This window comes from Agrobacterium fabrum str. C58, from assembly GCF_000092025.1.
Classification (GTDB): Bacteria; Pseudomonadota; Alphaproteobacteria; order Rhizobiales; family Rhizobiaceae; genus Agrobacterium; species Agrobacterium fabrum.
The window spans coordinates 2,420,327-2,440,951 of sequence record NC_003062.2; the positions used below are offsets into that span (position 1 = coordinate 2,420,327).

Annotated in this window: 22 protein-coding genes; 11 read left to right on the top strand and 11 right to left on the bottom strand. The window is 61.5% G+C overall.

The window, feature by feature from the left end:
- Positions 1-141: 141 nt before the first annotated feature.
- Positions 142-1,029, top strand: coding sequence for a DMT family transporter (locus ATU_RS11935; protein ID WP_035255998.1), 888 nt, complete (start codon positions 142-144; stop codon positions 1,027-1,029).
- Between the two features lie 93 nt (positions 1,030-1,122).
- On the opposite strand, the gene ATU_RS11940 is transcribed toward ATU_RS11935, so the two are convergent.
- The gene (locus tag ATU_RS11940) at positions 1,123-1,656 is read right to left on the bottom strand and encodes a transglutaminase-like cysteine peptidase (RefSeq protein ID WP_010972331.1); all 534 of its coding nucleotides are present in this window, start codon (positions 1,654-1,656) and stop codon (positions 1,123-1,125) included.
- A 675-nt stretch (positions 1,657-2,331) separates the two neighbouring features.
- Between ATU_RS11940 and ATU_RS11945 the strand changes: the two genes are divergently transcribed.
- A complete protein-coding gene (locus ATU_RS11945; protein ID WP_010972333.1) occupies positions 2,332-2,916 on the top strand; it encodes a transglycosylase SLT domain-containing protein in 585 nt (194 codons plus the stop codon).
- A gap of 58 nt (positions 2,917-2,974) precedes the next feature.
- Here ATU_RS11945 and ATU_RS11950 read toward each other — a convergent pair whose 3' ends face one another.
- The 5 genes from ATU_RS11950 to ATU_RS11970 all read right to left on the bottom strand — a co-directional run bounded on the left by ATU_RS11950 (position 2,975) and on the right by ATU_RS11970 (position 7,214).
- A complete protein-coding gene (locus ATU_RS11950; RefSeq protein ID WP_010972334.1) occupies positions 2,975-3,589 on the bottom strand; it encodes an alpha/beta hydrolase in 615 nt (204 codons plus the stop codon).
- Between the two features lie 242 nt (positions 3,590-3,831).
- On the bottom strand, positions 3,832-4,776 hold the full coding sequence (locus ATU_RS11955; protein WP_010972335.1) for a VOC family protein: 945 nt from the start codon (positions 4,774-4,776) through the stop codon (positions 3,832-3,834).
- A 163-nt stretch (positions 4,777-4,939) separates the two neighbouring features.
- On the bottom strand, positions 4,940-6,016 hold the full coding sequence (locus ATU_RS11960; protein ID WP_010972336.1) for a siderophore-interacting protein: 1,077 nt from the start codon (positions 6,014-6,016) through the stop codon (positions 4,940-4,942).
- 70 nt (positions 6,017-6,086) lie between these two features.
- Entirely contained in the window at positions 6,087-6,800 is a 714-nt protein-coding gene (gene ung / locus ATU_RS11965; RefSeq protein WP_010972337.1) for a uracil-DNA glycosylase, read from the bottom strand.
- A gap of 18 nt (positions 6,801-6,818) precedes the next feature.
- Positions 6,819-7,214 carry a VOC family protein gene (locus ATU_RS11970; RefSeq protein WP_010972338.1) on the bottom strand — a complete coding sequence of 132 codons (396 nt, stop codon included), beginning with the start codon at positions 7,212-7,214 and terminating at the stop codon, positions 6,819-6,821.
- 250 nt (positions 7,215-7,464) lie between these two features.
- Between ATU_RS11970 and ATU_RS11975 the strand changes: the two genes are divergently transcribed.
- A complete protein-coding gene (locus ATU_RS11975) occupies positions 7,465-7,821 on the top strand; it encodes a YbaN family protein (protein ID WP_006314952.1) in 357 nt (118 codons plus the stop codon).
- 72 nt (positions 7,822-7,893) lie between these two features.
- On the opposite strand, the gene ATU_RS11980 is transcribed toward ATU_RS11975, so the two are convergent.
- The 3 genes from ATU_RS11980 to ATU_RS11990 are packed head-to-tail and all read right to left on the bottom strand — an operon-like array spanning position 7,894 to position 10,651.
- Positions 7,894-8,676 (bottom strand): heme ABC transporter ATP-binding protein, encoded by a 783-nt coding sequence (locus ATU_RS11980; RefSeq protein WP_010972339.1) that lies wholly within the window; start codon positions 8,674-8,676, stop codon positions 7,894-7,896.
- A complete protein-coding gene (locus ATU_RS11985; protein ID WP_010972340.1) occupies positions 8,673-9,761 on the bottom strand; it encodes a FecCD family ABC transporter permease in 1,089 nt (362 codons plus the stop codon). Before ATU_RS11985 ends, ATU_RS11980 begins: the two co-directional genes overlap by 4 nt.
- Entirely contained in the window at positions 9,758-10,651 is an 894-nt protein-coding gene (locus ATU_RS11990; RefSeq protein ID WP_010972341.1) for a heme/hemin ABC transporter substrate-binding protein, read from the bottom strand. Before ATU_RS11990 ends, ATU_RS11985 begins: the two co-directional genes overlap by 4 nt.
- Positions 10,652-10,837: 186 nt before the next feature.
- Between ATU_RS11990 and hmuQ the strand changes: the two genes are divergently transcribed.
- From hmuQ to purU, 4 genes are all read left to right on the top strand, one after another.
- Positions 10,838-11,185, top strand: a complete 348-nt coding sequence (gene hmuQ, locus ATU_RS11995) for a heme-degrading protein HmuQ (protein WP_006314959.1) — start codon at positions 10,838-10,840, stop codon at positions 11,183-11,185.
- 10 nt (positions 11,186-11,195) lie between these two features.
- A complete protein-coding gene (gene hutX, locus ATU_RS12000; protein ID WP_010972342.1) occupies positions 11,196-11,720 on the top strand; it encodes a heme utilization cystosolic carrier protein HutX in 525 nt (174 codons plus the stop codon).
- Between the two features lie 226 nt (positions 11,721-11,946).
- Positions 11,947-12,723, top strand: coding sequence for a YbaY family lipoprotein (locus ATU_RS12005; protein WP_006314962.1), 777 nt, complete (start codon positions 11,947-11,949; stop codon positions 12,721-12,723).
- A gap of 212 nt (positions 12,724-12,935) precedes the next feature.
- Entirely contained in the window at positions 12,936-13,820 is an 885-nt protein-coding gene (purU, locus tag ATU_RS12010) for a formyltetrahydrofolate deformylase (protein ID WP_010972343.1), read from the top strand.
- Between the two features lie 40 nt (positions 13,821-13,860).
- Here the strand turns inward: purU and ATU_RS12015 are convergent, their stop codons facing one another.
- Both ATU_RS12015 and ATU_RS12020 read right to left on the bottom strand, forming a co-directional pair.
- Complete coding sequence (locus ATU_RS12015; RefSeq protein ID WP_010972344.1) at positions 13,861-15,255, bottom strand: sensor histidine kinase; 1,395 nt, start codon at positions 15,253-15,255, stop codon at positions 13,861-13,863.
- Positions 15,252-15,932 carry a response regulator gene (locus ATU_RS12020; RefSeq protein WP_010972345.1) on the bottom strand — a complete coding sequence of 227 codons (681 nt, stop codon included), beginning with the start codon at positions 15,930-15,932 and terminating at the stop codon, positions 15,252-15,254. The genes ATU_RS12015 and ATU_RS12020 overlap by 4 nt, the downstream gene beginning before the upstream one ends.
- An 80-nt stretch (positions 15,933-16,012) precedes the next feature.
- On the opposite strand from ATU_RS12020, the gene ATU_RS12025 reads away from it, so the two are divergent.
- The 4 genes from ATU_RS12025 to ATU_RS12040 all read left to right on the top strand — a co-directional run bounded on the left by ATU_RS12025 (position 16,013) and on the right by ATU_RS12040 (position 20,542).
- Entirely contained in the window at positions 16,013-17,080 is a 1,068-nt protein-coding gene (locus ATU_RS12025; RefSeq protein WP_046033595.1) for an ABC transporter substrate-binding protein, read from the top strand.
- A 402-nt stretch (positions 17,081-17,482) separates the two neighbouring features.
- Entirely contained in the window at positions 17,483-18,427 is a 945-nt protein-coding gene (locus tag ATU_RS12030; RefSeq protein WP_006312075.1) for a Bug family tripartite tricarboxylate transporter substrate binding protein, read from the top strand.
- On the top strand, positions 18,424-18,918 hold the full coding sequence (locus ATU_RS12035; RefSeq protein WP_006312079.1) for a tripartite tricarboxylate transporter TctB family protein: 495 nt from the start codon (positions 18,424-18,426) through the stop codon (positions 18,916-18,918). The genes ATU_RS12030 and ATU_RS12035 overlap by 4 nt, the downstream gene beginning before the upstream one ends.
- A gap of 106 nt (positions 18,919-19,024) precedes the next feature.
- Positions 19,025-20,542 (top strand): tripartite tricarboxylate transporter permease, encoded by a 1,518-nt coding sequence (locus tag ATU_RS12040; protein WP_006312081.1) that lies wholly within the window; start codon positions 19,025-19,027, stop codon positions 20,540-20,542.
- Positions 20,543-20,625 lie beyond the last annotated feature (83 nt).

Consider the following 20,625-nt stretch of genomic DNA (forward strand, 5'->3'; position numbering starts at 1 on the left):
TTCTTATGGAGAAATTTGCTTTTTCCGTGACAAGGCGCGGATTTCCCGCATTATCTCGCCCCGTGGGGGACAGGCGCGGGCGCAAGGCCGCGGTTCACCCCCTGCCATTTTTCCCGCCCCATGAAGAAGCGAAACATCAGCGTGCCTTCGAAAGCCTATCTCGCCCTCATCATCGCCACGCTCTGCTGGGGCGGCAACACCGTTGCCGGCAAGCTCGCCGTTGGCCACATCAGCCCCATGGCCTTCACCTTCCTGCGCTGGGTTCTTGCCGTCGCCATCATCTTCGCCATTTCCGTGCCGCAGCTCATCAAGGACTGGCCGGTGGTGAAACAGCGCCTGCCCTATTTCTTCGTGCTCGGCAGTGTCGGTTACACCGCCTTCAACGTGTTTCTCTACACGGCGCTGCAGCACACCTCGGCCATCAATGCCGCCGTCATCCAGGCCGGCATTCCCATGGTCATCTTCGTCCTGAACTTTGTCCTGTTCCGCACCCGCGTGCTGTTCGGCCAGATCGCCGGTTTCTGCCTCACCATTTCAGGCGTGGCGCTGCTCGCCTCGCATGGTGATCCTCTCTCGCTGCTGCAGCTGGAAATGAATGTCGGCGACGCCGTCATGCTGCTCGCCGTGCTGGTCTATGCCATCTACACCGTCATCCTGCGCTGGAAACCAGCTGTGGACTGGCGCACGCTGATGGCGATCCCCGCCTTTTTCGCCCTTCTCACCTCGGTGCCGCTGGTCTTTTTTGAAATGTCGCGCGAAAGCCTGATCTGGCCGGACCAGAAGGGCTGGATGCTGGTCGTCTACGCCGGTATCTTCGCGTCGCTCATCGCGCAGATCCTCTATATCAAGGGCGTGGAGCAGATCGGCGCCAACCGCGCCGGCCTCTTCATCAACCTCGTCCCGGTCTTCGGCACGCTGCTTTCGGTCTTCGTGCTCAGCGAAACGCTGCACACCTATCAGATCGCGGCGCTGTTCATGGCGCTTGCCGGCATTGCCGTGGCCGAACGAAAAAAATCGCCGGCTTCCTGAACCAACGAGGATCAGGAAAACCGGCGCAGTCTGGCAGGCATGAATGGGTGGGGCATCGGATCGAAAATCTTGTCCGGTGCCCGAAGGGAAAGGTCAGAGCGCGGTTTCGCGGCTGGCCGGAGAAAAGGTTGCATTGCCAAGGACGATATCGCCCTTGTCGGTGGTAACGATCAGCACTTTTTCGAGTGATCCGTCACCCTTGAGTGCAAAGGCAAGCCGCAGCGCGTTGGAAGACCAGCCGGCACCGGCAAGGGCCGTGCGCTTGATCGCCGCGCAGTCACCGCAATCACCAAGACTTACGGATGGCGTTGCCGGAAGATCGGTTGCAAAACCGGAAACATAATCATCAAGCGCGCCCATGGTGGCGTTCACATCGCGGTTGACGCGCAGCAGTTCCTCACGGCGCTCGACCGTCAGCGGCGCGGCAATAGTTGAAACACACTGGCCGGCGGCAAGAACGCAGCCATCAAAACCCCCGGGTGCGGAAATACCGATCGCAGTCACGGCGGACTTTTCGACTGCGGCGAAACCGCGAGCAAAACCGGCAGCACCCGCCGCATCGGCATGGGTGGACATGGAGGCAATGGCAATTCCGCAGATGGCGGCAGCAATAATCTTCTTCAACATTTCATACCCCGTTTGCGATCCGCCGGCTTGTGCCGGTCTCGATTTCGTTTCCGGAGCGCCTCTTCAAAGGCCACTCCCTGTCTGTGATCCCACAATGGCACACCACTGTTTTCAGCCGCTTTAAGCCGATTGCTACAATTTTATCGGTTTTCATTTTTGGACAGCGGATGCTTTTTTTCGAATATGCGCGAGCACCGTCACCACGGATTCCGGGCAACGTTGGAAACGATGATGGGCCGCATCGCTGCGGGGTATCAGATGGTATTGCAGGGTTTTGCAGACGATGCGGCCCCGGCTCCGACATTTTAGCCTGTGACACACCCATCAAACCGGTTCCTGTTTGAAGGATGGACACATGCCGGCCGCCTCAACCGTGACATTGGGAAACTCCCCGGTCTCGGCCGCCTGCCCCGCCCACCTTGCGCCGCGCGCACGCTCAATGACCGGGATGGAGAGGAGTCTACCGCACCCGGCGGCAGCGGGGACACACGGGGACAAACAAATTCCAAAAAGAGCGAGAAAGAGATGCGTGGCGCAGGGTTTCGCCCCATCCCGGACACAGGAATTTTCATCGGGTTAACGGCCGCCCGATCTGGGGCATTTGAATTAACCTTGTCTTAAAACCCGACGTTAATGGTTAGCAATTTAAGAATAGCGGAACGAAAGGGTTCCGTTATGCGTGGCGTATTTGCCGTTGTTTTCCTGATGCTCGTGCTCGCCGGTTGCGCCACCGCACCGTCACAGGTCACCAATGCCTGTGCGATCTTCGAGCAGCGGAACGGCATCTTCAACAACTGGCGGCGCGATGCAAAAGCCGCCGAGCGCGAATTCGGCGTGCCAGTACCGGTCATGATGGCGACGATCTACACCGAATCCGCCTTCCGCCCCTATGCGCGGCCGCCGCGCACCAAGCTCCTGGGCTTCATTCCCTGGACACGCCAGTCGACGGCCTATGGTTATGCACAGGCGCTTGATGGCACATGGAGTGTTTACCAGCGCGAAACCGGTCGCTGGTCGGCAAGCCGCACCGATTTCACCGATGCGATCCATTTCGTCGGCTGGTACCACGCCAAGAGCCAGCGCGAAAACGGCATTGCACTGAACGACCCCTATAATCTCTACCTCGCTTATTATTCCGGCCATGCCGGTTACGCGAAAGGCAGCTGGCGCAACAATTCCGCCGTCCAGAAGGCCGCCCGCCGCTCCGCCAACATGGCGATGCGTTACGAGGCACAGCTACAGCAGTGCGGATATCGCTGAGGCAGGGCGGAAATTACCCGCCCTGACGATTCTCTAGGAAAATCCCCAGCAGCGTGCGTTATCCCCCGTAAGCCGCCAGAAAACCCCTGACCGCATCGATCTCGCCCGAGCGGATTTCGTGCCCGCCCGGGTGCCACACGGTTTCCACCGTGCCACCCTGGGCCTTCAGGCTTTCCTCCAGAGCCTTGGTTAGTTGCACCGGGCAGATCGGATCACGCTCGCCAGCCGTAATCAGCACGCGGCGCGTGGGTTTTGCCGGGGAAATCTTAGGCTCGAACGGAATGAGCGGATGCATCAGCACCGCCGCATCAAAAAGCTCCGGCTGTTCGATCAGCACATTGGCGAGTATGTTCGCGCCGTTCGAAAAACCGAGGCCGATCACCGGCCCGGCCTGATAATGCTCGCGGTTCGCCTTGATGAAATCGGCCATCTTGCCCGTTGCCCGTTCAAGATCGACCATGTCGTAAACACCCTCGCCCGTGCGCCGGAAGAACCGCGCCGCGCCATGTTCGGAGACATCGCCGACCGGCGAGAGAATGGTGGCCTGCGGCAAAAGACGCGCGCCGAAATCGAAGAACTGGTTCTCATCGCCGCCCGTGCCGTGCAGCAGAACGAAAAGCGGGGCGCCCGCAACGCCGGCGCGGGATTTGTGGAAATAGCTATCCTTGGTCATGGGAGTATCCTTTCTGAAAGGAAGAAGGTTCAACGGCTTCCGCACCGCTTTTTCAGCAGGCGGAGCAATTTCATGGAGCGAGCGAGCGCCGCTTGTTTCTTCTCCCCGTCGGAGAGAAGGTCGCGGCACCGGGATAAGAGGGCAAGGGTAGTGAGATACGGCAATGGTGCCCCCTCATCCGACCCTTCGGGCCACCTTCTCCCCGGACGGGGAGAAGAAACGGGCGGCCAAGTCCCTGGCAATTAAACCGTCTTTTCATCCCCAAGCGGTTCCAGCTGCTTTTCCAGCGCGGCACGCAGATGCGCGTGCTGGCTTGGCAGCTTCAGCGCCTCGCCGAGATGGGCGGTGTCCTCGTCACGGTCGAAACCGGGCTCGTTGGTGGCCACCTCGAACAGCACGCCGCCCGGCGTGCGGAAATAGATCGCCCAGAAATAATCGCGGTCGATGACCGGCGTCACCTGGTAACCCGTATCCATCAGCGCCTTGCGCACTTCCAGCTGCTTTTCACGGTTTTCGACCGCAAAGGCGATGTGGTGCACGGAACCGGCACCCAGCCTTGCGCCTGATATATTCGGCATGGTTTCGATATCGATGACATCGGCACCGTTACCGCCGGGCATACCGAGACGCAGAACGCCGTCCTGACGGTCCACTTCCTCGTAACCCATGAATTTCAGGAGTTCGGCGGTCGCGCCTTCGTCGCGAAGCCGCAGCGAAGCACCCTGAAAACCACGGATCGCCTGATCCTCGCCGACGCCATTGCCGGTCCACTGTGCGCGGGTATCGTCCCTGACCTCTACCAGCGCAAAACCGTCGCCGTCTGGGCCCGCGAAATGCAGGCGCTTGTTGCCGAAAGCGTCGTCCGATTTCAGGCCATCGACGCCGGCCTTGGAAAGGCGGTCCTGCCAGTAGCCGAGCGATCCTTCCGGAACGGAAAACAGCGTCGTCCCCACCTCCCCGGTGCCGGGGCGGCCGCGGGCAATATGCGGGAACGGAAAATAGGTCATGACGGAGCCGGGCGTGCCGGCTTCATCGCCATAATAGAGGTGATAGACGTCAGGCGCGTCGAAATTGACCGTTTTCTTCACCCGGCGCAGGCCGAGCGTATCGGTGAAAAAGCCATTGTTCTGGCGCGCACTGGCTGCCATCGAGGTGACGTGGTGCAGGCCCTTGATCTGGTTGAGCATGATTAAACCCCTTTTCGCCGGCAGGCCTCGCAATCGGGCCTGCCCTGTTCATGGCGTTAAGATGGGGTAAGAGCCGCCTCAGGCATAGAGTGGACGACAGGAACGGATTGTTCCCGATCAGTGAACAATAAAATCGACTGTTCAACCAGTCGCGCAGACCATTCTAGTGGTCGTCGGCAGCGCCCATGGTCCAGTAACCCACGGCACGCAGGGATGCCTTCGGGAAGCCGATTTCGTCGGTCAGGAACGATTTTACCGCTCTCGCCTCGGATTTTTCGCAGGCTGCGAAGACATGCAGACCATCGTGCTCTGCACTCCACGCATGCTCGCGCAGCGCCTTTTCGATGAGGCCGGAGGTGCCGGCAGGCTTGCCGCGACGATAAAGCCATGTCCATTCGACATCGGCAGCGCAGACCACCTCCTGCCGCTCGGCCTCGTCGTCGATTTCGGCATAGACGCTGAGCTTCTTGCCGGCAGGCATTTCGGCTGCCATGCGCAGCATCACCGGCAGCGCTGTCTCGTCCCCGGCAAAGACGTAACGGTCGGCTTCCGGGCAGACACCGCTTGGGCCGACGATGCCGACAACATCGCCCGGCTTTGCTGTCGCGCCGAAGGTGGCGCCCGGCATATGGTCACCCTCATGCATGACGAAATCGATATCCACTTCACCACGGCCGACATCGCCGGAACGGATTGTGTAGACCCGCCGCGTCAGAAGATCGTCACCCTCCGGCCAGATGATCGCGCCGGTGGGGGCGAGATGAGGCCAGACCGGCGCACGGGCCTGATCCGGCACCAAGAGCAGACGCACATGCATGCCGCCCGTCAGCAGCCTGTCGATGCCGCTTTCGACTGACACGACCAGCCGGCGCATATGCGGCGTGAGATTATAGGCGCGCGCGACCTTGCCGCGGAAAAGATTGGGCAGCTCACGCTGCTCGGCGCCGTGGCCGCTCCAGCGGAAATCCAGCCCCGCCTCGCCGGAAAACTCCGCAATATGCTCGGCCACCATCGCCTTGACCGACATCAATATATGTTCGGAAACGCAATTCACCCGCGCGGCGAAACGGCCACCCTCGGCGCTGAAGCTGCCATGGCCATATTCCGTTTTGAACCGCACCGTCGATCCGTCGCGCTCCATCTCCATATGCTCGGAGAAATGATCCTCGAAAGCTTTAACGATGGACAGCGGGTCGGGCAGCGAAACGGAGGTTTCTGCGGACAGGAGAGACACGGGCATAATCCTTCACTTTGTAGTCCGGTTATCTTTAACCCCGAGACTGGCAAAGCGCAAAGGTATTTATGAGTATTTAAAGAAGGTTTTTGTCGCCTTCCACCACGTCAGGCAATTGCCAGTCGATCGGATCACGGCCATGCGAAACGAGGAAAGCGTTGGCCTTAGAAAAATGGCCGTTGCCGAAAAACCCGTTATGGGCTGAAAGGGGTGACGGGTGTGGCGAGCGCAGCACGAGATGTTTGCGCTGGTCCACGAAGGCCGCCTTCTTCTGGGCATAGGAACCCCAGAGCAGAAAGACCACATGGTCACATTCGTCGTTCACGGCGCGGATGACCGCATCGGTGAATTTTTCCCAGCCCTGCCCCTGATGCGAGGCGGCCCGCGCCTCTTCCACCGTCAGCACGCTGTTGAGCAGCAACACGCCCTGTTTTGCCCAGCTTTCCAGAAAACCGTGCTTGACCGGGCGAATGCCGAGGTCGCTCTGCAATTCCTTGTAGATATTGACGAGCGAGGGCGGAATGCGCACCCCGGGCTGCACCGAAAAGCAGAGCCCATGTGCCTGACCGAGCCCATGGTAGGGATCCTGGCCAAGAATGACGACCTTGACCTCGTCGAGAGGCGTGAGGTCGAGAGCGCGGAAATATTCCGCGCCCTTCGGAAAGATGCGCTTGCCGGCGGTCTTTTCGGCAAGCAGGAACTCTTTCAGCTTCTGCATGTAGGGGCTGGCGAATTCGCCCGAGAGAACGTGCTTCCAGCTGTCTTCGAGTTTGACGCCTGCCTCTGCCATGCCCGCCTCCATCAGAGCTTATTTGAACCGGTCGCCGCGCTGCAGCACTTCGATCTTGTAACCATCCGGATCGCAGATGAAAAAGTATTTTGCGAAAGGCTGGCCCTTATGATCGGCTTCGATCATCTTGCCGGGGGTAAGCCCGATCCCGATGAAACGCTGATGTTCGGCGTCCACGTCGGCAACACTGACGGCGAGATGGCCATAACCGTCGCCCAGCGCATAGGGCACTTCGCGAGCCCGGTTGACGGTCAGTTCCAGCTCGAAATCGCCCTCGGCATTGCTGAGATAGATCAGCGTGAAATTCTCGAACTCGGCGCGTTCCGCGATCTCAAGCCCGAAAGCCTGTTTGTAAAATTCCACCGAACGCTTTTCGTCCAGCACCCGGACCATCGAGTGGATCAGCTTGGCCATGGTGTTTCCTTCTTCTTCCTGTTGACGGCCCGGTTATGCTCCGGGCATCGCGGCCCAAGGGAATAAGGATTGAGCGCCGCGCTTTCAACCCTAAAGGCGCCCAGCGGCGAAGCGTAACGGCCCGATCACGGCAAATGTGATGCCGAAACCCCCGATTTTTCCGGTGCGGCCGGACCTGCGGCAACGGGACCACATCGATTTGGCGCCGGCGCTCTATCCTGAGTGATGAACTCATGATACCGGCTTGAACATGCGCCTTTTATACCTCTGTCTTGGCTGGCTGATGGTCGCGACCGGCATTGTCGGCGCGTTTCTTCCCGTTTTGCCCACCACGCCCTTTCTGCTTCTGGCGCTCTGGTGTTTTTCACGCTCCTCGCCGAAGCTCGAGGCATGGCTTCTCGCTCATCCGAGGTTCGGCCCCTCGCTTCGTCGCTGGCGCGAGCGCGGCGCAATTGCCCGCAAGGCCAAGATCGCCGCACTTTCGGCCATGACGGTGAGTTATGCCGCCTTCTGGTTTCTGAGCGAGCCGCCACCGTTGCGGGCGACAATCGTCGCCGCCGTCATGCTCGGTTCCGCGCTTTTCATCGTCACGCGGCCGGAAAGCTGAAGGCGGGCTCTATCCTCTTGTTTTCGCCGCATTGTCCGACGCCGAAGCGAAAACGCTTCGGCTGGAAATGCTCTAGCGATGCCGCGATTGCGGCAGCACATAGGGAATATGCCGCGCCGGCAGCCGGCCGACGACGCCGCCAATGCCATAAACCCGGGCGATCGTCTCATCGCTGATCGTGTCCAGCGAAGGTCCGCTCGCCGTTACCCGGCCGCCATGCATGACGATAAGTTGATCGGCAAATTCCGCCGCCAGGTTGAGATCGTGCAGGATGGCGAGCACAAGACCGCCGCCGCTGGCAAAATCGCGCGCCGTTTCCAGCACGGAGATCTGATGGCCTATATCGAGGCTGGCCGTCGGCTCGTCGAGGAAGAGCGCCCGTGCCTCGCCATTTTCCACCGAGTTCGGTACCTGCGCCAGTGCCCGGGCAAACTGCACGCGCTGCTGCTCGCCGCCGGACAGCATATTGTAGGACCGCTGCTCGAAGCCCCGCAGCCCGGCCCGGGCAAGCGCCCGTCGGGCCTGTTCTTCCGGCGCGCGCGAGCCCTGCGCTACTGCACCCATACGCACGATTTCAAGCGCGGTGAAGGGAAAGGCAAGCTGGGTATTCTGCGGCAGCACGGCACGCATACGGGCAAGCTGGACGGGCGTGAATTGCGGCAGGGCGACATTATTGTAGGTCACCGAACCGCCTTCAGCCCGCATCTCGCCTGAAAGAACCTTCATCAGCGTGGATTTGCCGGCACCGTTCGGGCCGATGATGACATTGACCTTTCCCGGTTTCAGATCGACGCTGACATCGTCCAGCAGGCGACGGCCGGTGCGGATGAGAGTGATGTTTTCAGCCCGGATCATGGCATGTTCCGCATGGAAAATCCGCCGCGGCCAAGCAGCAGGAACAGGAAGACCGGCGCGCCGATGAGCGCGGTCACCACGCCGATCGGCAGTTCCGCCGGCGACGCCACCGTGCGGGCGAAACTGTCGGCCAGCAGCAGCAGCGCCGCGCCACCCAGCGCCGAAGCCGGCAGCAGGAAACGATGCGACGGGCCAATGGCGAGGCGAAGCAGATGCGGCACGACGATGCCGACGAAACCGATGGAGCCGGCCGCAGCCACGCTTGCCCCACAGGCGGCGGCAACCGCCAGAATGACGACCCGCTTCAGCCGCTGCACCGGAATGCCCATGTGAAAGGCAGCCGCATCCCCAAGGATCAGCGCATCCAGCCCACGGGCGACGAAAGGAATGATGGCAAGCACGACGATGATGAAAGGCAGCGTCGCGAGCACCTTGGCCGGCGTTGCCCCACCCAGCGAACCGAGCGACCAGAAGGTGATGTCGCGCAGCGCCCGGTCATCGGCCACGAAGATCATCAGCCCGGTCAGCGCGCCGCTGATGGCGGCCACTGCGATACCGGCCAGAATGAGCGTGGTGGTGGAAGTCGCACCGTCCTTGGTGGCGATTACATAAAGAACCCAGGTGTTCAGCAGCCCGCCGAAAAACGCCATCAGCGGCAGGAAATGCGGGCCGAAAAACACGGCAACCGCGGCAAGCGAGCCTTCCCCCAGCGAAATGGCTGCGACCGCAAACAGTGCTGCCCCCGAGGTGACGCCGACAATGCCTGGATCGGCCAGCGGATTGCGGAACAGGCCCTGCATCATAGCGCCCGAGACGCCTAGCCCTGCGCCGATCAGCATGCCAAGCGCCGTGCGCGGCAGACGCACGGCTTCGAGAATGACCCTGTCGCGCGCATCGAGCTGATCCGCGCCGCCGCTGAGATAGGCAAAAAGTTCGGAAACGCCGACACCGGTGGGCCCGCTGACCAGCGATACGCCACAGGCAAACAGCAGGATGCCGACTAGCACGGCAAGGGTGACGGCCCCCTGACGGGACCTGTCGCCTGCAACCCCGCCCCCGGTGGAACTCAAGACCGCAAGGCTCACGGCTTCACCACGTCAGGGTAAAGCTTGTGCGCCAGTTCGCGGCCGGCGGCCGGTGTGCGCGGGCCGAAACCAATGAGATAAAGCCCGTCCATGCTGATGAGGGCCTTGCTGGCAGCGGCTGGCGTGGACTGGAAGGCCGGCAGCGCGAAAATCTCATCTGCCTTGCCGGCATGATCACCGCGCGCCATGGTCAGCACCACGTCGGGTGCTGCGGCGATGACCGCCTCATCCGTCAGCGGCTTGTAACCGTTGATCTCCTCGGCCGCATTGATGCCGCCGGCCATTGCGATGATCGCCGCCGCCTCGGTATCCTTGCCCGCCGCCATCACACGACCGCCGGCGCTGGAAAGCACGAAGAGCACACGTTTCCTGCCCTTTTCCGGCACCGCGGCGACATCCTTCGCGAGAGCATCGAGCCCGGCTTTGGTTTCGGCAGCCAGTGCCCTGGCCTTGTCGGAAAGACCGACGGCCGCGCCGACATCCTCGATCTTCTTGGGGATGGCATCGCCGCTCGGCGGCGTATCGACGGTGACGAACGGCACCGCACTTGCCTTGAGGATGGAGATGACATCCGCCGGGCCGGCGCCGTCTTCTGAGAGAATGAGATCGGGCTTCTGCGACAGGATGCCTTCCGAAGAGAGCGCCCGCATGTAACCGATGTCAGGCTTGGCAAGAACGTCGGCCGGGTAGCTGCTGGTGCTGTCACGCGCCACGATGCGGTCCTGTGCACCCAGCGCATAAAGGATTTCCGTCACCGTTCCGCCCACCGCAACGATGCGTTTCGCCTCCGGATTACCCTTGTCCGATGCCATGGCAGCTGGCGCGGCAAATGCGATCGCGGCGGGCACGAGGGTGGCGAAAACGAGGGAATGAAGGCGGGAATTGAACATGACATTATCCTGAAACACGACCCGGCGCAGGTTCACCCGCGCCATTAATCTTGAGTTATTTGCACATGTTTATACACCGCGCAATCGATAAGTGGAGTATTTTTGTTTGCTTTTTCGCGAACCCCTTTTCAACCTCGTCCTGGGTCGATATCCTGACTGAAACTGGAAACTTAAAGGGAGACTTTCATGTTTATCGCAATGAACCGCTTTCGCGTCGTACCGGGTTATGAAGAAACCTTCGAATCCATCTGGCGCGAGCGCAAATCGCACCTGAGCGAATTGCCGGGCTACATCGAATTCCACATGTTGAAGGGCCCGAAGGCGGACGATCATACGCTTTATGCCTCGCACACCGTCTGGGCCACCAAGGACGATTTCCTCGCATGGACGAAATCCGAACAGTTCCGCGCCGCCCACGCCAAGGCCGGCGAGAACCGCGGCAAGGTGGAGTATCTCTCCGGCCCGCATTTCGAAGGTTTCGACGTCATCATCCATGAAGACAAGAATGGCGAACGCCATTCGATTGCCGCCTGAGGCCTACCCGATGAGCATTGCAGCCCAGAAGAACGACGACGACAGGCAGGCCCGTGCGCTCGCCGCCCTTGCCGAAAAACCCGATGGTATCGTCGAGGCCATCGCCGCGAAGGCCGAGGTGGCGCCGGCCGAAATTCTGGCGATCCTGCCGCAAGGTGCCGCCGTTTCCGCGCCGGCCGACCGGTTCGACGCCATCTGGAACGAGATGCGCGGCTGGGGCGAAATCCTGATGATCGTGCAGACCGGCGATATCGTGCTGGAAGTGCCGGGCCACCTGCCGGAAGGCACTGAAAGCCACGGCTGGTTCAACATTCACGGCGACAGCCCCATTGGCGGTCACATCAAGAAGGACAATTGCGCTGCGATCACCTTCGTCGATCGCGGCTTCCACGGCCGCCGCTCCTGCTCCGTCTGGTTCATGAATGCCGCCGGCGGCGCCATGTTCAAGATCTTCGTCCGCCGCGACGAGAACAAGGAACTGCTGGCCGGGCAACTGGCGAAGTTCGAAGAACTGCGGGACGGTTTCCGCGGCTGAGAGCTGAGGAGAGGCTGCCCGGCCTCTCCTGCCCTCATTCCTGTGCTTGTCACAGGAATGAGAGCGGTGGGATGCGCTGGCATCGGCTTTCATGATTACACTCATCGTCATCCGCTCTTGATCTCGCCACCTGCACGCGACGAAATATCCACGGTTCATCGCCCGTTCAGTGCCGTTTTCTATCATCCGTTGAAATTCGAACGGACCCAGCACGGAGCAAAGCATCATGACCGACCACCAGCCTCTTTTTTCGCGCCGCAGTTTCGCCGGTCTCCTCGCGCTTGCCCCGCTTTTTGCCGCAGGCGGCGCGGCGGCCGCGCCTGCGAGCCTGCGTGGCAGCGTCTCCTATCGCGAACGCATCGCCCTGCCGCCGGGTGCAACCGTGACGGTGCGGCTGATCGATGTTTCGCTGGCGGATGCGCCGTCACAGACGATCGCCGAAACCACCATCCGCCCGCGCGGCCAGGTGCCTGTGCCCTTCGTGCTACGTTATGACGACCGCGACATCCGCGACCGCCGCTCCTATGCGCTGAGCGCCGAAATCCGCGACCGCGACCGGCTGCTCTTCACCACCACGCAGCGCTACTCCGTCCTGACCGGCGGCCGCGACAATACCGACCTCGTGCTGGAGCGCGTCGGCGCTGGTCCGGGCAGGCCTGAGCCGGAAGCCAGCATCGACGGACGCTGGCTGGTGCAGGAAATCCGCGGCGAGCGGGTTCGCGGCCGCCGCCAGGCAACGCTCGAAATTTCCCGCGAGGGCCGCGTTTCCGCCAATGCCGGCTGCAACGGCATCGGCGGCGAGGTGAAGATCAGCCGCAACCGTGTCGATTTCGGCCGGATGATTTCCACCCAGATGGCCTGCGCGCCCGATATCATGCGTCAGGAACGGCAGTTCATCGAGGCGCTGGAAGGCGCACGCTCCTTCAGGCTGGAGCCGCGTCGCGCTACGCTGGAGCTCATCGACAGCCGCGGCCGCACGGCCATGCGCCTGCGCCGCGCCTGACCTGTAGCGCGCCCCTTCAATATGCCGGTGGCGCCGTGCTGGCCATGGAACATTCCATGTCGTTTCCGGCACGGCGCGCCGCAATTTCCCGCCCTAAGACTTTGGCTACGTCGCCTTGGCGCTTTGTTCTTTGCTCCGTCACCAAGCTGCGCTATGCAACACGTCGAACTGCGCCGGCTTGATGCCGTCGCGACGTCTTTGGGGGAAAACGCATGACATCCTATGTTCTGACCGTAGCCTGCAAATCGACCCGCGGTATCGTCGCCGCGATTTCCGGTTATCTGGCGGAAAAAGGCTGCAACATCGTCGACAGTTCGCAGTTTGACGACCTCGAGACCGGCAAATTCTTCATGCGCGTCTCCTTTATTTCGGAAGAAGGTGCCTCCCTTCAGGCCATCACCGAAGGCTTTCAGCCGGTATCGGAAAAATTCGGCATGGCATCGGATATCTACCCGGACGGCCAGCGCATGAAGGCCATGCTGATGGTGTCGCGTTTCGGCCATTGCCTCAATGACCTGCTCTACCGCTGGAAGATCGGCGCGTTGCCGATCGATATCGTCGGCGTCGTTTCCAACCATTTCGATTACCAGAAAGTGGTGGTCAATCACGACATCCCCTTCCACCACATCAAGGTGACGAAGGAGAACAAGCCGAAGGCCGAAGCTCAGCTGATGGACCTGATTGAGACCAGCGGCACGGAGCTTGTCGTTCTGGCGCGCTATATGCAGGTGCTTTCCGACGAGATGTGCCGCAAGATGTCTGGCAAGATCATCAATATCCACCACTCCTTCCTGCCGAGCTTCAAGGGCGCAAACCCCTACAAGCAGGCCTATGAGCGTGGCGTGAAGCTGATCGGTGCAACGGCGCATTACGTCACCGGCGATCTCGACGAAGGCCCGATCATCGAACAGGACACGGTGCGTGTGACCCACGCACAATCGGCAGAAGACTATGTCTCGCTCGGCCGCGACGTGGAAAGCCAGGTGCTGGCCCGCGCCATCCACGCCCATATCCACCATCGCACCTTCATCAACGGTAACCGCACCGTGGTCTTCCCGCCGAGCCCCGGCAGCTATGCTTCCGAGCGGATGGGGTGATAAGGTGGCAGCAGACAAGGCTGCCTGATAGGCCGCCCTGCTATGCCGCTCTTTCCGGCGCGGCGAACACCACCCGCGCCTTCAATCCGCGCCCGTCCGCGCCGTCTTCCAGCGTCAACCGCCCGCCAAACAGGCCGGCGATTTCCTCGATAATGGCAAGGCCGAGGCCGGCACCGGGGGCGGCATTGGCTTCGCCGCGGGCGAAACGCTGGCGCACCATGGCGCGTTTTTCCGGGGGGATGCCGGGGCCGTTATCCTCCACTTCCAGCCATACCGCACCCGCTGGCCCGCCGACGCGGACGGTAACTTCCGCCCCGCGCCCGGCATAATTGATGGCATTGGAAACGAGATTGCCGATCAACTCGCCGATCAAGAGCGGCTCGGCGGAAATGGTCGCCTCGCCCTCGCCTTCGAAACCGAGATCGATACCGGCGTCGGCTGCGCGCGGCACAAAATCGGCCGTCACATTCTGAGCCACCGCCACGAGGTCGATGGCGGAAAAATCGTGTTTCTCGCTGGAGCCGGCGGCATCGATATTGGCCATGCGCAGGAGCTGGGCGAGGATATGTTCGGCATGAGCCACCGAAGCGCCGCCCTTCAGCGCCGCCGCCTGCGCCTCCTCAAGGCTTGCGGCGCGGGCGGAAAGCGCAAGCTGGGTGCTGATAATGGCGAGCGGCGTGCGCAGCTGGTGGCTGGCATTGCCGGTGAAATGCCGGAGCGCATCAAGCGCCGATTGCAGCCGCACCATGAACGAATTGACGGTTTCCACCAGATTTTCCACCTCCACCGGCACGGATTGGCGGATGGGGTGCAGATCGTTCGGGCTGCGCTCGGCAATGGCTTCGCTGAGCCGGTAAAGCGGCCTGAGCGAAATCGTCACCGCGATCCAGACGATGATCGCCGCGCCCACGATCATCAACAGCAGGCGCAGCGCGGAGCGCAGGATGATCGCCTGCGCCAGCTGGCTGCGAGCAATCGTGGTTTCGGCAACGGTCACGGAAAACGGCACGGAATTGATGCCCGTGGAGGCAAAACGCCTGATAGCGGCGATGCGGATCGGCTCGTCGCGGAAGACGGCGTCCCGGTAGGCAGGCGTATCACCATTGGTGTTCTCCACCGTCGGCAGGGTCTGGTAACCGGTGAGGAATTGCCCGTTCGGCCCATCGACCCGGTAAAACACCCGGTCCTGCGCTGCAGATGTCAGCATTTCCAGCGCGACATAGGGAATATCGACTTCCAGCGAACCGTCCTCGGCCACCACCACCCGCTCGGCAATGGCAAGTGCGGAGCCTGATAGCACCCGGTCGGACACCACATTGGCGGTGTTGACCGCCTCGCGCCAGGTGTCGGTCAGCGCAACGCAGCCAATGATAGCTGTGGAGATGAGAAGCCAGCCTAACAGTCGCCGCCTGAGCGAATAGGCGGCCTGTCTCATTCAGCCATCTCCGGCAGCTTTTCCAGATAATAACCGATGCCGCGCGCCGTCTTCACCGTCAGCCCGTGGGGAGCGAGCCGCTTGCGCAGGCGGCTGACATATTGCTCGATGGCGTTGGCGGAAATATCGTCGTCGAAACCTGTGAGCGACTGCACGATCGCCTCCTTGGCGACCACCTTGCCCGCCCGCATGAACAGCACTTCGAGCAGCGCCACCTCGCGTGCCGGAATATCGAGCGGGCGCCCATCGGCCGAAAAGGTGCGCGACGTCAGATCGAACAGCACCTTGCCGAAACTAAGCGCGGAGGACCGCAGGCCGGCGTTGCGGCGCAAGAGCACCCGCACCCTTGCCTCGAATTCGGTGATGTCGAACGGCTTGATCATGTAGTCGTCGGCGCCGAGATCGAGCCCCTTGACCTTCTCCTCCGGCGTGCCGCGCGCCGTCAGGATCAGTACCGCCGCCTTATCTTGGCGCGAGCGCATGGAGCGCAGCACCTCGATACCGTCCATTTCCGGCAGGTTGAGATCGAGAATGACGAGGTCGAAACTTTCCGCCGCAATCGCCGCATCGGCCGAGGCGCCGTCTGAAACGACATCAACCGCATAACCACTGCCGCGCAGAAGGGCTGAAAGCCCTTCCGACAGCACCTGATTGTCCTCGACCAGCAAAATACGCAAATTTTCCCCTCCACAATATCCTAATTTAGCCAAGCCCTGCCCGCTTGTGAATGGCAAGCGCCTGCGGCATGATCTTTTCCATGCGTATCTGCCTTTTTCTCTGCCTCTGTCTTTGCATGGCCTCACCCGCGCTTGCGCAGGTCGCCGTTTTCCCGGCCCTATCGGGCAAGACAGATGCCCAAACGCTGGTGGTCTATTCCTCTCTGGATGAACCGCTGGCGACGCCGATGATCGAAGGCTTTCAAAAGGCCAACCCCGATATTGCCGTCCATTACGAGGACATGCTGACCGGTGAAATCTACGACCGCATCGTCAAGGAAACCGATGCCGGCAAGAAGACCGCCGATTTCGCCTTCTCTTCCGCCATGGACCTGCAGGTGAAACTGAGCAATGACGGTTACGCCCAACGCTCGGATCTTGCCATGAGCGCCCGCTGGCCCGCCTGGGCGAACTGGCGCAACACGGCTTACGCGCTGACCTTCGAGCCGGCGGTCTTCGTCTACCACAAGCCGAGTTTCACCACCGAAAAACCGCCCGCCACCCGCGCCGAATTTGTCGATTATCTCGAACGCCACGCAAAAGAGGTGCATGGCCGCATCGCCACCTACGACATCGAGCGCTCCGGCGTCGGCTTCCTGTTCATGTCAAGGGATCAGGAGCAGTTCGGCGATATATGGAGCGTCATCAAGGCCATGGGCGCGGCGGGCGTGAAGGTCTATTCCACCTCCTCGGCCATTCTGGAGCGTGTATCCGACGGCCGTTTCGTGCTGGGTTACAATATTCTCGGCTCCTATGCCGCAGACTGGGCCTCGCGCCACCCCGATGTCGGCATCGTGCTGCCGAAGGATTATACCGTGGTCATGTCGCGCATCGGATTGGTGCCGGAGGCCGCTGCCAATCCCGAGCTCGGCCGCCGTTACCTCGAATTCTTCATGTCCAAGGAAGGCCAGACGATCATGGCCCGGCAGCTGCAGATCCCGGCCGTCAGCCCTGAAGTGGCGGGTGAAAACACCGCCAACACCATGCAGGCCATCCATGGCGCGCAATTGCGGCCCGTGCCCGTCAGCCCCGGGCTTATGGTCTATCTGGATCAGGTCAAGCGCAGCCGGTTGATCGAACGCTGGAACGAAGCGTTGCGATCGCAATAGCATCCCCGCCTCCCGCATCGCGGTGCTGGCCAAACGCACAAAGCTATCTCAAGTCATTGATTGAAAGAACGATTTTCGCCGTGCAAGCGCGCGTCGACTGAGCTTCTGTGACCCAGCAAAGGACTGAAGGAGCCAGTATTCCCCACATCCGAGTGGACGTTCCTCCTAAATTAATAGAGAGTAAATGAGTAAAGGCTTGCTTAGTGTCAGTTAAATGACAGCTTTTTATGATGCTCTGTAATCCTTCTTCATTCCGTGGAGGCGGAAGAAGATGCGGGAGGAAATCTTGAGAACCGCCGGAACTCCGCGCTGCTGTGGCAGCGATGGATAAGCGCGTCCTGAAAGCCCCCCGCATAAACGAAAAACGACGCCCAAAAGGGCATCCTGAGGAGGGTTTTCCAAGTGAAGCATTTTCTTATCGGCACATTCCTGGCAGGCGTGATCGCTCTTCCGGCGGTTGCAGCGGATTACACCATCATTGCCCCGGCCAATCCCGGCGGCGGCTGGGACCAGACCGCACGCTCGCTGCAGACCGTGCTGCAGGAAGAAGGCATTTCCAAGAGCGTTCAGGTGCAGAACGTACCGGGCGCCGGCGGCACCATCGGGCTTGCGCAGTTCGCCAGCCAGCAGAAGGGCAATCCGAACGCCCTCATCGTCGGCGGTTACGTGATGGTCGGCGCGATCCTCACCAACAACGCGCCCGTGACGCTGAAGGAAGTAACACCGATTGCTCGCCTGACCGGCGAATATGAAGCCATCGTTGTTCCGGCATCCTCGCCGCTGAAGACCATCGGCGACCTCGTCGACCAGCTGAAGAAGGACCCGGGCAGCGTTTCCTGGGGCGGCGGCTCCGCCGGCGGCACCGACCATATCGCCGTGGGCCTGATCGCCAAGGCGGCCGGCGTCGATCCGACCAAGATCAACTACATCGCCTATTCCGGCGGCGGCGAAGCGCTCGCCTCGATCCTCGGCTCGCAGGTCACGGCCGGCATTTCGAGCTATGGCGAATTCGAAAGCCAGGTCAAGGCCGGCACGCTGCGCCTGCTTGCCGTTTCCAGCGAAGAAAAGCTGGACGGTGTTGATGCACCGACGCTCAAGGAAAGCGGCCTTGATGTCGTCGTCCAGAACTGGCGCATGGTCGCCGCTCCTCCCGGCCTGACGCCGGAGCAGGAAAAGGCCGTCAATGCCGACATCGAAAAGCTGGTGAAATCCGCCAAGTGGCAGGAAACCCTGAAGACCAAGAGCTGGATGGACACCTATCTCGCCGGTGACGAATTCAAGGCGCAGCTCGCCAAGGACACCGACGCCACCGCCGCCATCCTCAAAGACATCGGACTGGTAAAATGAGCCAGGGTTCCAACCCTCTAGAGCATCAAAAGCGCCGCCCTGACTGGGCGGCGCTGGCGATCGCCGTCTTCCTCGTCATCATCGCCTGCGTGATATTCTGGGATAGCGCCCGTCTCGCCAGCGTCACGGGTTATTCGCCGGTCGGCCCGGCAACGGTGCCTTACGCCATCGGTTTCTGTCTTGTCGGCCTGGCGCTGTGGACAGCCGTCGAGGCATGGCGCGGTGATTTTCCCGAACGCGACAAACAGGAAATCGCCCCGGTCATCTGGGTCGTCGCCGGCCTTGCCGCGCAGATGCTGCTGCTGAACGTCGCCGGTTTCTCCATCGCCACCGGACTGTTGTTTGCCTTCACGGCACGCGCCTTCGGCAAACGCAAGCTCTGGTTCTCCATCCCTGTTGGCATCGTGCTGAGTTTTGCCATCTGGGTCGTTTTCGCGCAGCTGCTGCAACTTTCGCTGCCCGCAGGACCTCTGGAACGGCTGTTTTTCTGACAGCCATTCCAGCCACTATTCGAGATCACAGGAACCGCCGGCGCGCGATGACGCATATGCCAGCCGTTCCGCCCGCCCTTCTGCTCGACTTGGGGGACATCTGCCCATGAGTACCTTTGAATTCCTGCTGCACGGTCTTGAGGTTGCCGCCCAACCCATGAACCTGCTCTACGCGCTGATCGGCGTGACACTCGGCACCGCCGTCGGCGTTCTGCCCGGCATCGGCCCGGCGCTGACCGTGGCGCTGCTTCTGCCCGTCACCTACAGGCTCGATCCCGCCGGTTCGCTCATCATGTTCGCCGGCATCTATTATGGCGGCATGTATGGCGGCTCGACCACGTCGATCCTGCTCAACACGCCAGGCGAAAGCGCCTCGATCGTCACGGCACTCGAAGGCAACAAGATGGCCCGCAAGGGCAGAGGCGGACCGGCATTGGCCACCGCCGCCATCGGCTCCTTCGTCGCCGGCCTCATCGCCACGATCGCCCTTGCCTTTGTCGCCCCTTACATCGTCAAGCTGGCGCTGGTGTTCGGCCCGCGCGAATATTTCGCGTTGATGGTGCTCGCCTTCGTCACCGTTTCTTCCGCCTTCGGGGATTCGGCGCTGCGCGGTCTCACCTCGCTGTTCATCGGCTTTGCGCTTGCCATCGTCGGCATCGACCAGCTGACCGGGCAGACCCGCATGAGCTTCGGCATTCCCGACCTGCTCGACGGCGTCGAAGTGACGACGCTTGCAGTCGCCATGTTCGCCATCGGCGAAACGCTGTTCATCGTCGCACAGGGCAATAGCGGCGACGAAAAGGTCGAGGCCGTCAAAGGCTCGGTCTGGATGAGCGCGCAGGACTGGGCGCGCTCCTGGAAGCCTTGGCTGCGCGGCACGTTGATCGGTTTCCCCATCGGCGCGATGCCGGCGGGCGGTGCTGAAATCGGCACCTTCCTCTCCTATGCGACCGAAAAGAAACTGACCAAATATCCGGAAGAATTCGGTCACGGCGCCATCGAAGGCGTCGCCGGCCCCGAAGCCGCCAACAATGCCTCCGCCGCCGGTACGCTCGTGCCGCTGTTGACGCTCGGCCTGCCGACGACGGCGACCGCCGCCATCATGCTCGCGGGTTTCCAGCAGTTCGGCCTGCAACCGGGTCCCCTGCTGTTCGCCACCAATCCGCAGCTCGTCTGGGGCCTGATCGCCAGCCTGTTCATCGCCAATCTGATGCTGCTGGTGCTCAACTTGCCGCTCGTCGGCCTGTGGGTGAAGCTGCTGACCATTCCGAAACCCTGGCTTTATGCCGGCATCCTGCTGTTCGCCACCCTCGGCACCATCGGCGCCAACCCGTCGGTGTTCGAACTCGGCATGCTGCTCGCCTTCGGTATCCTCGGCTATATCATGCGCATCTTCGGTTATCCGATTGCGCCTGCGGTCGTTGGCCTCATCCTCGGTCCGCTTGCCGAACAGCAGCTTCGCCGTGCCCTTGCCATCGGCCAGGGTGACCCGACCGTGTTGCTCACTTCGCCGATCGCCGTCGGCCTGTTCATCGTGGCGGCTGCCGCCTTCATCGTCCCGCTGATCATGCGTATCCGCGGCCGCGGCGAGGTGCTGTCGCAGCTTGCCGCCAACGAGGACTGAGAAACCGGAAACCTCCCAAGGCAACTGGCCCCGTATCTCCGGATACGGGGCCTTTTTTTGTTCACGCCAACGGGATGTGAAGC